The following is a 12,168-nucleotide window of genomic DNA, read 5'->3' as shown; positions in this document are numbered from 1 at the left end:
CCGCGGGCATTCTCCGTCAGGCGCCTTGCCGGCCGAGGGCGCGCATGGTGTCCAGCCATCCGCGCCGGGTTGCGTCGCTTACTCCGGTGACCATCCCGAACAGGCTCTCGCGAACGGGGCCGATCCCGACGAAACGCAGGATATTGTGCTGCAAGGCCTTCAATCCGTGGCCGAAATACCACCAGCGATAGGCCATGACCGGCATCGACATGGTCACGACGAGGCGGGCAGAGCGGCCTGAAAGATTGGTCTTCGGCACGCCCTTGTCATAGCCGAAGGCAAAGCCCGGCCGCATCACCTGTTCCAGGAAGGCCTTGACGAGGGCCGGCATGGTGCCGAGCCAGAGCGGAAAGACGATCACGATATGTTCGGCGGCGAGAATGGCCTCCTGTGCCGGCTTGAGGCTCGGCGGCACAGGATCATTCTCGAAGGACGACTGGCTGCGCAGAAAGGGAATGTCGAGAGAGGCCAGGTCGACAAACGTGACCTCATGGCCCGCTTCGCGCGCGCCTTCGCCATAAGCATTCGCCAAGCCCCGGCACAGCCGCTGCTCATCCGGATCCGGATGGCCTTGAATGATGACAATACGCCGCGGCATCGCGCTTCCCTTTCCTCGCTGCTGCCCCCGCCGCAGAACGGGCAGGCGCAAGGCGAAGTCTAGGCTTGGCCAACATGCGCAACATTGATCGAGATCAGATCCCTCGTCAGCCGAGGCGGGTGGTGATGGCATCCCAGACGGAGACCGCGAGATCCGGCCCGCCGAGCCGTTTGATGGCGCGGATGCCGGTTGGCGAGGTCACGTTGATTTCCGTGAGGTAGCCATCGATGACGTCGATGCCGACGAGGACGAGGCCTTGGGCCTTGAGCGACGGGCCGATCGTCGTGCAGATCTCGCGCTCGCGCTCCGTCAGATCGGTCGCGGCCGCCGCGCCGCCCCGCACCATGTTGGAACGGATGTCGTTATCGGCGGGGACGCGGTTGACGGCGCCGAGCGCCTCGCCGTCGACGAGAATGATTCGCTTGTCGCCCCGCGAAACGGCCGGCAGGAAACGCTGGACCACCCACTGCTCGCGGAAGGTGGTGGAGAACAGATCGAACAGCGAGCCGAAATTGGCATCGGGCTGGGCGATGCGGAAGACGGCTGCGCCGCCATGGCCGTGCAGCGGTTTCATGACCACCTCGCCGTGCGCGGCGCGGAAGGCCTCGATCTCCGCCTTGTCGCGGGTGATCAGGGTCGGCGGCATCAACTGCGGGAATTCGGTGACGAAGAGCTTTTCCGGCGCGTTGCGCACGGAGGTCGGATCGTTCACCACCAGCGTCTTCGGATGCACGCGCTCCAGGAGGTGGGTGGAGGTGATATAGGCCATGTCGAAGGGCGGGTCCTGCCGCAGCAGGACGACGTCCACATCGGCGAGCGCCCGGCGTTCCAAGTCGCCCAGCGTGAAATGATCCCCCGCGACATCCCTGACATCGAGGCTCTGCATGGCGGCGGTGACGGTGCCGCCGGTCATCGAGAGCCGCTCGGGGGTGTAGTAGAAAAGCTGATGGCCGCGGGCCTTGGCTTCGAGCAGCAGCGCGAAGGTCGTATCGCCGGCGACGTTGATGCGCTCGATGGGGTCCATCTGCACGGCGACCCGCAATTGCGACGCCCGGCTCATGGCATTGCCCTCATGACATAGTCCCTCGCTGCAAGATCGATGCTGCGTGATCCATGCGCGCGCTCATCGCGCAAGGCAAGTGTGGAGAAGCACGCGCTTTTCAACCCTCAGTCGGTCGCCAGCGACGCGACGTTGGCGAGATGGCGCGGCAGGCGGCGCGGCGCCACGAAGACCGCATCGAAGCGCAGGGTCATGCCGACGGCCCAGGGATTGTGCGACAGCCAGTGGCGCGCGGCCCGCGCAAGGCGGCGCCGCTTGTCCGGGGTGATGGCGACGCGGGCGTCGTCCAGGTCGCGGCGGGCCTTCACCTCGACGAAGGCGATCGTACGGCCGCGCTTGGCGACGAGGTCGATCTCGCCGCCGAGTGCCGCGTAGCGGCGAGAGACGATCCGATAGCCCTTGACCATCAGGAGGAGCGCGGCCAGCCGTTCGCCGCCCAATCCGCGCCGGTGGGAGGTGAGGCGCTGTCGGGGCGCAGCCGCGGTCATGCGTCCTCGTCGGTCTCGGGGCCGGCCTTTTCGGGGCTCGCCTTGGCACCGGCCGCCAGCGTGAGCGCCCGCGCATAAACCTCGCGCCGGGGAAGGCCGGTATCGGCGGCGACAACGGTCGCGGCGTCCTTGAGGGAATGGATCTCGAGCGCCGCCGCGATCCGGGCGTCGAGGTCACCGGCGGCGCCCTTTTCGCCGCTGGCATCGGGCGGCCCGATGATGACGACGATCTCACCCTTCGGCGGGCCCTCCGCCTCGTACTCCTGCGCGAGGCTCGCCAATGTGCCGCGCCGCACGGTCTCGAACAGCTTGGTCAGTTCGCGCGCCACCGCCGCCGGCCGGTCGCCCAGCACATGGGCAGCGTCGGACAGCATGGCCGCCAAGCGGCGCGGCGATTCGAAGAACACGAGGCTTCCCGGCACCGCGGCCAGGGCCGCGAAGCGGCTGCGGCGGCCCGCGCTCTTCTGCGGCAGAAACCCCTCGAAGAAGAAGCGATCGCTCGGCAGGCCGGAGACGACGAGCGCGGTCAGCACGGCCGAGGCGCCGGGCACGCTCGTCACGGCGATGCCTTCCTCGAGAACCGATGCGACGAGCTTGTAGCCGGGATCGGAAACAAGCGGGGTGCCTGCGTCGGAGACGAGCGCCAGCGCTTCGCCCGCCCTCAGGCGCGCGAGAATCTGGGGGCGCATCTGCGCGGCATTATGCTCGTGATAGGCCATGAGCGGTGTAGAGATGCCGTAATGGGCTAGCAGCGTTTTGGTGACGCGGGTATCCTCGGCGAGAATCGCATTGGCCGCTGCGAGTGTCGCGAGGGCGCGGAAGGAAATATCCTTCAGGTTGCCGATCGGTGTCGCGACGAGATGCAGGCCCGGATTGAGCTTTTCCGCTTCGGCGGCGAGACCGAAGGCGGTGAAGCTGGGTGTGCGTTGGCGAGGGCCTTGTTGCTGGGGCGCGGGTCGCTCGCCGTTCATGCTCAGGTCTCCAAGTCTGAAAGCCCTGCATTGGTCTGCGCAGGGTATGGCCACGATAGTCGATATGCGGGGTATGGGAAGAAGCTGTTTACTATCACTCTCGAAGCTTGAGTGATTCGCTCGCGGTTGCTTTTATGGTTTATAGGCCCCGGAGGGTATCCGACCACGCTCTCAACGGGACAATGAAAGGGATATTCAAGGATTTGCCGGTGTTGCGCAGCCTGAAAGACACTTTCGCACCGCTTCTCACGCGGACTTCACCCGTGACCCGCAGATGGGTGCCGCGCCTCGGCGCCGTCGCCGTCTGCGCCATGCTCGGGGCCTGTTCAGGGGGATTGAACGGCCTTGTCGGCGGCGGTGAGGGGGGCCCGACACTCGGTTCGAGCAATGTGCCCGGCACGGTGATCGGTCAGGGGGCGGTCAAGGTGGCCCTGCTCTTGCCGCTGTCCGCCTCCGGCCAGGGCGGCCAGGCCGCCCAGTCGCTGCGCAATGCGGCCGAGCTCGCCTATTCCGAGTTCAACAATCCCGATTTGCAGATCCTGGTCAAGGACACCCGCGGCACGGCCGAAGGCGCGCGCGCCGCGGCGCAGGCCGTGGTCGCGGAAGGCGCCGAACTGATCATCGGCCCGCTTTTCGCGGCGGAAGTCCAGGCCGTCGCCCAGGTGGCAAAGCCGGCGGGCAAGCCGGTCATTGCCTTCTCCACGGACGCCAATGTCGCGTCGCGCGGCGTCTATCTCCTGTCTTTCATGCCGCAGACCGAAATCAGCCGCATCGTCGCCTTCGCGGCGCAGCAGCGGCGCCGGTCCTTCGCGGCCTTCGTGCCCGATACGGCCTATGGCACGGTCGCGGAAGCCGCCTTCCGGACGGCGGCCGCTTCGGCGCGCGTCCAGGTCGGTCTCGTCGAGCGGTTCCCGACCGACAACGCGCGCATGCGCGAGGCGGCCCAGAAGGTGGCTGCGATCGCATCGGGCGCCAATCCGCAGGTTGACACCATTTTCCTCCCCGACGGCGGGTCAAGCTTGGCATCAGCGGCGCAAGCACTGCAGACCGCCGGCGTCAACGGCAGCCGCGTCAAGCTCGTCGGCACGGGCATCTGGAATGACCCGCAGGTGCTGGCCTTGCCCACCATGCAGGGAGGCTGGTTCGCTGCGCCTGATTCAGCGGGATTCGCCGCTTTCGCGCGCCGCTATTCCGCGCGCTACAACGCGGAGCCGGTGCGGATCGCCAGCCTCAGTTACGATGCCGTTTCGCTGGCCGCCGCGCTGGTCCGCACCCAGGGGTCGCAGCGTTTCAGCGAGCAAGTCCTGACCAATCCGTCAGGCTTCGCCGGAGCTGACGGGGTGTTCCGGTTCCTGCCGGACGGCACAAACCAGCGTGCGCTGGCCGTGCTCGAGATCCGCAACGGCGCAGCGGTGACGGTGAGCCCGGCGCCACGCGAGCTGAAGCCGGATAGCTGATCAGGCCGCGATGTCGGCCACGACGGCGTTGAGCACGGGGAAACCGGCCGGACTGACGGAGATCCGTCCGTTCGCATGGCATTCGATCATGCCGTGTTCCACGAGGTCGGTGATGCGCTGCGGATCGAGCGTGCGGCCCGACAAGGCGCGATAGCGCATGGGATCGATCCCTTCCTTGAGCCTGAGGCCCATCAACAGATATTCGTCGCCCTGGGCCTCCTGGGACAGCACCTCGACGTCGACCAGGCCATGCCCGCGCTTCTCCACATGCGCGAGCCAGGTCTCGGGCACGAGCTCGGTTTCCATGGCGAGCCGGCCCTGGCCGGTGACGAGGCGGCCATGGGCGCCGGGGCCGATGCCGGCATATTCGCCATAGCGCCAGTAGACGAGGTTATGGCGGCACTGGGCCCCGGCGGCGGCATGGTTGGAGATCTCGTAGGCCGGCAGGCCGCGCGCGGCGCAGACGTCCTGCGTCACATCATAGAGCGCGCGTCCCACCTCATCGTCCGGCACCACGAGCTTGCCTGCCTGGTGCAGCTTATGGAACCACGTGCCGGGCTCGATGGTGAGCTGATAGAGCGATAAATGTTCCGCGGCGCGGGCGATCGCCTCCTTGAGCTCCGTTGCCCAGGCAGCCGGCGTCTGGTTCGGTCGCGCATAGATCAGATCGAAGGAAAAGCGGTCGAAGATAGAGGCGGCGATGCCGACCGCGCCCATGGCCTCCTCTGCCGTGTGCCGGCGGCCCAGCGCCTTGAGATCCGCGTCGTTCATGGCCTGCACGCCGAGCGACACCCGGTTGACACCGGCCGCCCGGTAGCCGCGGAAGCGTTCAGCCTCGACGCTGGTCGGATTGGCCTCCAGCGAGATCTCGACATGCGCGTCCACCGGCCAGTGCCGGCCGATGGCATCCAGGATGGCGCCGACGGTGGCGGGCTGCATGAGCGATGGCGTGCCGCCGCCGAAGAAGATGGAGGTGACCGTGCGCTTCGGCGCGAGTTCGGCACGGTGGGCGATTTCCGTGGCAAAGGCCGCGACGAAACGCGCCTCATCCACCGGCGCATGGCGGACATGGCTGTTGAAGTCGCAATAGGGGCATTTCGAGGCGCAGAACGGCCAGTGCACATAGACACCGAAGCCGGCGTCCGCTGTTGGATGCATCATGCCCCATGCTTTGCCGCGAAGCGTGCCGCAGCGCAAGGGCCAACGAGGCGGGGAGCGAACCTGTGATCACCGGCAGTGCTTGGCCTAGAGCAAATCCGGCTTAGATGGAATCGTCTGATACCATCCAAGCCGGTGAATATGCTCGTCGATTTTGGAGTGACGCCAAGTCCGCAACAGACGGACTTGCTCTAGCACCGCGCTGTCGCATGGCTCGAACGCAAGCGCCACCGCCGATCCCTCCCCTCAGGGGAGGGTGGCCTCGCGTCAGCGAGGTCGGGTGGGGTTCCCGTGCCCGCGCACCCAGAATTGTTTCATTCGCGAGAGATCGCGGCAAAAGCCGTATCGCCTTTCGGGAGGCGCCAAGGCGGACCCCACCCGGCGCCTGCGGCGCCACCCTCCCCTGAGGGGAGGGATCAAGGCCGCGTCGTCAGCCGCGCACCTCAGTCAGTCGATCGACGGCAGGCAGGCCTCAGCCAGCTTCGCGAAGGCGCGCGCGCGGTGGGACAGTGCGCCCGTCTTGCTCCAGCCGTGTTTGTCAGCGCTCGCCATTTCACCGAACGTTCGGTCATGGCCGTCCGGCAGGAATATCGGATCATAGCCGAAACCGAGCGTGCCGCGCGGCGGTACGAGCGTTCCGAACACCCGCCCCTCGAACAGATCCTCGTGGCCGTCCGGCCAGGCGATGACGAGTGCCGAGACGAAATGAGCCCTGCGGTCGGCAGGAGCGACGCCCCGGATGTCGAGCTCATGCGCGATGCGTGCCATGGCGGCGGCGAAATCCTTGTCCGGGCCGGCCCAGCGCGCGGAGAAGATGCCCGGTGCGCCGTCGAGGGCGGCGACGCATAGGCCGGAATCATCGGCGAAGGATGGCATGCCCGTCGCTTTCGCCGCCGCCCGTGCCTTGATCGCGGCATTTTCCGCGAAGGTCGTGCCGGTCTCGTCCGGCTCCGGCAGGTTGAGTTCCCCGGCCGAGCGCGCCTCGATGCCGAAGGGCGCCAGGAGCTCGCGCATTTCCCGAAGCTTGCCGGCATTATGCGTGGCGATCACGAGCGGCGAGGTGAGGGGACGCGCCGGAGAGAGACCCATGGACTACATCACCGCCATTTTCTGCAGGTCGACCAGCTTGGTGGTGCCGAGCTTGGCGAGTTTGAGCAGTTCGAGCAGCTCGTCCTCGGAGAAGGGCGTGCCCTCCGCGGTCCCCTGGATTTCGACGATGCCGCCGGCACCGGTGATGACGAAATTGGCGTCCGTCTCGGCGGCGGAATCCTCGGGGTAGTCGAGGTCGAGCACCGGCTGGCCCTTGTAGATGCCGCAGGATACGGCCGCAACGTGATCCTTCAGGGGATTGGTTGCGATGATCGAGCGGGCCCGCATCCAGGCGAGGCAATCATGCAGTGCGACCCAGGCGCCGGTGATGGATGCGGTGCGCGTGCCGCCGTCCGCCTGCAGGACGTCGCAATCGATGGTGATCTGGCGCTCGCCAAGGGCGCCGAGATCGACGATCGCCCGCAGGGAGCGGCCGATCAGGCGCTGGATTTCCTGGGTCCGGCCGGAAGGCTTGCCGGCGGTCACCTCACGGCGGGTGCGCTCCAGGGTCGCGCGCGGCAGCATCGCATATTCGGCGGTGACCCAGCCTTTGCCGGAGCCACGCACCCACATCGGGGGGCGCTCTTCGAGAGAAGCCGTGCACAGGACATGGGTGTCGCCGAATTTCACGAGGCATGAGCCCTCGGCGTAGCGTGCGACCGCCCGCTCCAGGGTGACTTTGCGCAATTCGTCCGGAGCGCGTTTGGAGGGCCGCATCCTACAATCTCCCATTGGGCAGCCAGAACGCTGCCGAAAGCAGCTTCTAGAAGCAGCGCTTGCGACACGCAAGCCGATGGCATGGCCGAGCTGATCGCAACCTGCCGCCGTGGTGGATGATCGGGCTGCCCGATCGGGCACCGCTTGTGTTTGCCCCCCATCCATCACCATAATCTAAAGACCGGGTTCGCGGCATACTGCGTCGCGACCGCATGGCAGGATGGAAGGTCGAGACAGCATATGGGTGCACCATTAAGCCCCCCTCTCTCCGAGGCTGAAGGCAAGGGCGTGCTCGTGGATATCAACGAACGCTCCCGTGAGATCTTCAAGCAGATCGTCGAGAGCTACCTCGCGACGGGCGAGCCGGTTGGGTCGCGCAACCTGTCGCGGATCATTCCGATGTCCCTGTCGCCGGCCTCCGTGCGCAACGTGATGGCCGACCTGGAACATGCGGGTTTGCTCTATTCCCCCCACACCAGCGCGGGCCGGCTGCCGACCGAGCGCGGGCTCCGCTTCTTCGTGGACGCGCTTCTGGAGATTGGCGATCTCGGCAAGGAGGATCGCGCCCGCATCGAGGCGGAGGTCAAGGCCCATGGCGCCGAATCGTCCCTGGATGCGGCGCTCGGCCAGACCATGTCGGCGCTGTCCGGCCTGTCGCGCGGCGCGGGCGTGGTCGTCACCACCAAGCAGGATGCACCGCTCAAGCACATTGAATTCGTTCGCCTCGACCCCGGCAAGGCGCTCGTCGTCATGGTGGCCGAAGATGGCAAGGTGGAAAATCGGGTGCTCGATCTGCCGCAGGGACTGCCGACCGCAGCCCTGATCGAGGCCGGCAATTTCCTCAATGCCCATATCCGCGGCCGGACGCTCGCCGATGCCAAGCGCGAGATCCAGCGCGCCCGCGAGGCGATGGAGCGCGAGCTTGACGCGATTACCGCCCGGCTTGTGGAGGCTGGCCTTGCCACCTCCGTCGGCCCGGCCGACAGCCGTCAGCTGATCGTACGCGGGCAGGCGAACCTCCTCGATGATCTGCGCGCCGCCGAGGATCTCGAGCGCATCCGCCTCCTGTTCGACGACCTCGAGACGCAGAAGGAGGTCATCGATCTGCTCGCGCGGGCCGAGCAGGGGGAAGGCGTGCGCATCTATATCGGTTCGGAGAACAAGCTGTTCTCGATGTCCGGTTCCTCGATGATCGCCGCGCCCTTCCGCGACGGCTCGCAGCACATCGTCGGCGTCGTGGGGGTCATCGGCCCGACCCGGCTCAACTATGCCCGCATCGTGCCCATGGTGGACTACACGGCGAAGCTCGTCTCGAGCCTGCTCGAGGCCCGGCGGACCTGAGCGTCAGCGCGCAGTGAGGTGCTTGAAGAAGAAGGTCGTCGGCGCGAGTACGCCGTCAGGAGTATGGGCGTGGTCGGGGACGACACCGTATTCCGTCCAGCCGCAGCGGCGGTAAAGCTGTTCCCCGGCGCTGCCGCTTGCCGTATCGAGCAGCAGCAGCGTGCGGCCGTTGGCGAGCGCCGCCTGTTCGGCGGCCGTGAGAAGGCGCGCACCGAGGCCCTGGCGCCGTGCATCCGAATGGACGAGCATTTTGCCGATCTCGGCGCGGTGCGGCGCATTGGGTTGCGGCGCAAAAGTCAGCACCACGGTTCCAAGAAGGCGCTGGCCATCGTCGGCCACGAACAGGCGCCGCGAGCCGTCCGCAAGGCCTGCGAACTGTCCCCGCCAGAAGGCCAGCGCGTCTTCATGGGTGAAGTCGGCCAGGAAATTGACGGATGCGCCACCCGCCACCGCATCGACCAGGAGATCGGCGAGTTCGCTTGCGCGTGCTTCAGCCTCCGCTGGCGCAACCGATCGCACAGCTACGCCTGATGTTTCACACGTCATCGTCACGTCATCCGGTTGTTCGCGCGTCCCGTCATAGCACGGCGGCGAGCTTGAGCGTAACTCGAACCAACGCGGCAAAGCGGCTCAACCCGTGATTTTACTTCGTTCTTTGCGGCGCTGCAGCGCCTTCCCTCTTGGCGCGGCCGAAGCGCACTGCTATGTGCCGAGCATGAGTGAGCAACCCATCGACACCATCCGCAATTTTTCCATCGTCGCGCATATCGACCATGGCAAGTCGACGCTGGCCGACCGTCTGATCCAGATGACGGGCGCCCTGACCGATCGCGAGATGTCGGAGCAGGTGCTCGACTCCATGGATATCGAGCGCGAACGCGGCATCACCATCAAGGCGCAGACCGTGCGGCTGGAATATCCGGCCAAGGACGGCAAGACCTACATCCTGAACCTGATGGACACGCCCGGCCACGTCGATTTCGCCTATGAGGTGTCGCGGTCGCTGGCGGCCTGCGAGGGCTCGCTCCTCGTCGTCGACGCCTCCCAGGGCGTGGAGGCGCAGACGCTCGCGAACGTCTATCAGGCGATCGACGCCGGCCATGAGATCGTGCCGGTCCTGAACAAGGTGGACCTGCCGGCAGCCGAGCCGGACCGCGTGAAGGAGCAGATCGAGGAGGTCATCGGGCTCGATGCCTCCAATGCCATCCCGATCTCGGCCAAGACGGGCCTCGGCATTCCCGATGTGCTCGAAGCCATCGTCACCCGCCTGCCGCCGCCGAGGGGCGACCGCGACGCGCCGTTGAAGGCGCTGCTGGTCGACAGCTGGTATGATGCCTATCTCGGCGTCGTCGTGCTCGTGCGCATCGTCGACGGCGTGCTCAAGAAGGGCATGACCATCAAGCTGATGGGCACCAATGCCATCCATGGCGTCGACAAGATCGGCGTGTTCCGGCCGAAGATGGTCGATGTCGCCGAGCTCGGGCCGGGCGAAGTCGGCTTCCTCACGGGATCGATCAAGGAAGTGGCGGATACGGCCGTCGGCGATACCATCAACGATGCCAAGCGCCCCTGCGCCGAGGCGCTGCCGGGCTTCAAGCCGGTGCAGCCGGTGGTGTTCTGCGGGCTCTTTCCCGTTGATGCCGCCGACTTCGAGAACCTGCGCGCCGCGATGGGGAAGCTGCGCCTCAATGACGCGAGCTTCAGTTACGAGATGGAGACCTCGGCCGCGCTCGGCTTCGGCTTCCGCTGCGGCTTCCTCGGGCTTCTCCATCTCGAGATCATCCAGGAACGCCTGGAGCGCGAGTTCAACCTCGACCTCATCTCCACCGCCCCGTCGGTCATCTATAAGCTGAGGATGCGGGACGGCACCGCGATCGAGCTGCACAACCCGGCCGACATGCCGGATGTGATGAAGATCGAGGAGATCGAGGAGCCGTGGATCCGCGCCACCATCCTGACCCCGGATGATTATCTCGGCTCGGTGCTCAAGCTCTGCCAGGACCGCCGCGGCGAGCAGGTGGACCTGAACTATGTCGGCAAGCGCGCCATGGTCACCTATGACCTGCCGCTCAACGAGGTGGTGTTCGATTTCTACGACCGCCTGAAGTCGATCTCGAAGGGCTACGCCTCGTTCGACTACCAGATCACCGAATATCGCCCCGGCGATCTCGTGAAGATGTCGATCCTCGTCAATGCCGAGCCGGTCGATGCGCTCTCCATGCTCGTGCACCGCGCCCGCGCCGAATCCCGCGGCCGCGCCATGTGCGAGAAGCTGAAGGAGCTCATCCCGCCGCATCTCTTCGTCATTCCGATCCAGGCGGCCATCGGCGGCAAGATCATCGCCCGCGAGACCGTGCGCGCATTGCGCAAGGACGTGACAGCCAAGTGCTACGGCGGCGACGCCACCCGCAAGCGCAAGCTCCTCGACAAGCAGAAAGAGGGCAAGAAGCGCATGCGGCAGTTCGGCAAGGTCGAAATCCCGCAGGAAGCCTTCATCGCCGCCCTGAAGATGGATAGCTGAGGGGGAACCTCTTCGCATTCCGAAAAGAATCGGACGTCATGGCCGGGCTTGTCCCGGCCATCCCGATCGGCAATGCTCTACGCGAGGTCATCGTAGAGGTCGCGCCATTCCGGATTCATGGAAGCGATCAGCCGCGTCTTCCAAACCCGTGGCCAGTGCTTCATGGTGCGTTCACGCTGGATCGCGTCCATCATTCGATCGTACTGCTCGTAGTAGATGAGCCGAGTGATGCCGTAACGCTTGGTGTGGCTGTCTGCGAGACCTTGTCTGTGTTCCCAAATGCGGCGAGCAAGATGGCTTGTGACGCCGACATAGATCGCTCCCCCTGGACGACTCGCGAGAATGTAGACGCAAGGCTGTTTCATTCGGCTCCCCCCGAAGCACGTCTCGTACAGCCTCACCGATCGGGATGGCCGGGACAAGCCCGGCCATGACGCTTAAAGCGAAGGCATGACCGCCCGTCCGATTGGATCAGAGATCAAGCGCGGCCGATGGCGGTGCAAGTGTGAGCGCCTCGCGTTCGCCCGAGCGGCCAATGGCCTTTCCAGCACAATCCCCGTCATGGCCGGGCTTGTCCCGGCCATCCCGATCGGTGAGGCGTTATAACTAGACGAGCAAATTCACCGGCTTGGATTGACTCAGCGGATTCAATCCACGCGGGATTTGCTCTAGGTGTCGAAGCTATGAAGGTTGTTCATCCGGGGCCGGGATGTGAGGCTGGGGTTGCGAAGCACCAACCCTAACCGGAGCACCCGGATGAACGTTCAT

General features: G+C 65.9%; 12 protein-coding genes. 3 read left to right on the top strand and 9 right to left on the bottom strand.

All coding sequences use genetic code 11. The features are described 5' to 3' along the window. Positions 1–16 precede the first annotated feature (16 nt). The 4 genes from C7450_RS30975 to rsmI form a co-directional block, all read right to left on the bottom strand. Positions 17–598: an NAD(P)H-dependent oxidoreductase gene (locus tag C7450_RS30975; RefSeq protein ID WP_110378355.1), complete on the bottom strand. Its 582-nt coding sequence runs from the start codon at positions 596–598 to the stop codon at positions 17–19. 106 nt (positions 599–704) lie between these two features. Further along, positions 705–1,658: a glutathione synthase gene (gshB, locus tag C7450_RS30970; RefSeq protein WP_110378354.1), complete on the bottom strand. Its 954-nt coding sequence runs from the start codon at positions 1,656–1,658 to the stop codon at positions 705–707. Between the two features lie 107 nt (positions 1,659–1,765). Next, positions 1,766–2,146, bottom strand: coding sequence for a YraN family protein (locus C7450_RS30965; protein WP_110378353.1), 381 nt, complete (start codon positions 2,144–2,146; stop codon positions 1,766–1,768). Then, positions 2,143–3,117 carry a 16S rRNA (cytidine(1402)-2'-O)-methyltransferase gene (gene rsmI / locus C7450_RS30960; RefSeq protein WP_110378352.1) on the bottom strand — a complete coding sequence of 325 codons (975 nt, stop codon included), beginning with the start codon at positions 3,115–3,117 and terminating at the stop codon, positions 2,143–2,145. Before rsmI ends, C7450_RS30965 begins: the two co-directional genes overlap by 4 nt. 311 nt (positions 3,118–3,428) lie before the next feature. Between rsmI and C7450_RS30955 the strand changes: the two genes are divergently transcribed. Continuing rightward, entirely contained in the window at positions 3,429–4,574 is a 1,146-nt protein-coding gene (locus C7450_RS30955; RefSeq protein WP_246573953.1) for a penicillin-binding protein activator, read from the top strand. Here the strand turns inward: C7450_RS30955 and hemW are convergent, their stop codons facing one another. The 3 genes from hemW to rph all read right to left on the bottom strand — a co-directional run bounded on the left by hemW (position 4,575) and on the right by rph (position 7,538). Then, positions 4,575–5,735 carry a radical SAM family heme chaperone HemW gene (hemW, locus tag C7450_RS30950; RefSeq protein WP_110378350.1) on the bottom strand — a complete coding sequence of 387 codons (1,161 nt, stop codon included), beginning with the start codon at positions 5,733–5,735 and terminating at the stop codon, positions 4,575–4,577. 444 nt (positions 5,736–6,179) lie between these two features. Beyond that, entirely contained in the window at positions 6,180–6,821 is a 642-nt protein-coding gene (gene rdgB, locus C7450_RS30945) for an RdgB/HAM1 family non-canonical purine NTP pyrophosphatase (protein ID WP_110378349.1), read from the bottom strand. Between the two features lie 3 nt (positions 6,822–6,824). After that, positions 6,825–7,538 (bottom strand): ribonuclease PH, encoded by a 714-nt coding sequence (gene rph / locus C7450_RS30940; protein ID WP_110378348.1) that lies wholly within the window; start codon positions 7,536–7,538, stop codon positions 6,825–6,827. 240 nt (positions 7,539–7,778) lie between these two features. Between rph and hrcA the strand changes: the two genes are divergently transcribed. Further along, complete coding sequence (gene hrcA, locus C7450_RS30935; protein WP_110378347.1) at positions 7,779–8,879, top strand: heat-inducible transcriptional repressor HrcA; 1,101 nt, start codon at positions 7,779–7,781, stop codon at positions 8,877–8,879. 3 nt (positions 8,880–8,882) lie between these two features. On the opposite strand, the gene C7450_RS30930 is transcribed toward hrcA, so the two are convergent. Further along, on the bottom strand, positions 8,883–9,425 hold the full coding sequence (locus tag C7450_RS30930) for a GNAT family N-acetyltransferase (protein ID WP_110378346.1): 543 nt from the start codon (positions 9,423–9,425) through the stop codon (positions 8,883–8,885). A gap of 169 nt (positions 9,426–9,594) precedes the next feature. On the opposite strand from C7450_RS30930, the gene lepA reads away from it, so the two are divergent. After that, positions 9,595–11,400, top strand: coding sequence for a translation elongation factor 4 (gene lepA, locus C7450_RS30925; RefSeq protein WP_110378413.1), 1,806 nt, complete (start codon positions 9,595–9,597; stop codon positions 11,398–11,400). Positions 11,401–11,477: 77 nt separating this feature from the next. Here lepA and C7450_RS30920 read toward each other — a convergent pair whose 3' ends face one another. Next, positions 11,478–11,765, bottom strand: a complete 288-nt coding sequence (locus C7450_RS30920) for a GIY-YIG nuclease family protein (protein ID WP_110378345.1) — start codon at positions 11,763–11,765, stop codon at positions 11,478–11,480. Positions 11,766–12,168 lie beyond the last annotated feature (403 nt).

Origin of the sequence: Chelatococcus asaccharovorans (assembly GCF_003201475.1) — a bacterium.
In the GTDB taxonomy this organism is placed as follows: domain Bacteria; phylum Pseudomonadota; class Alphaproteobacteria; order Rhizobiales; family Beijerinckiaceae; genus Chelatococcus; species Chelatococcus asaccharovorans.
Note: the sequence above shows the minus strand (reverse complement) of the source record. Positions and strands in the feature narration are given on the sequence as shown.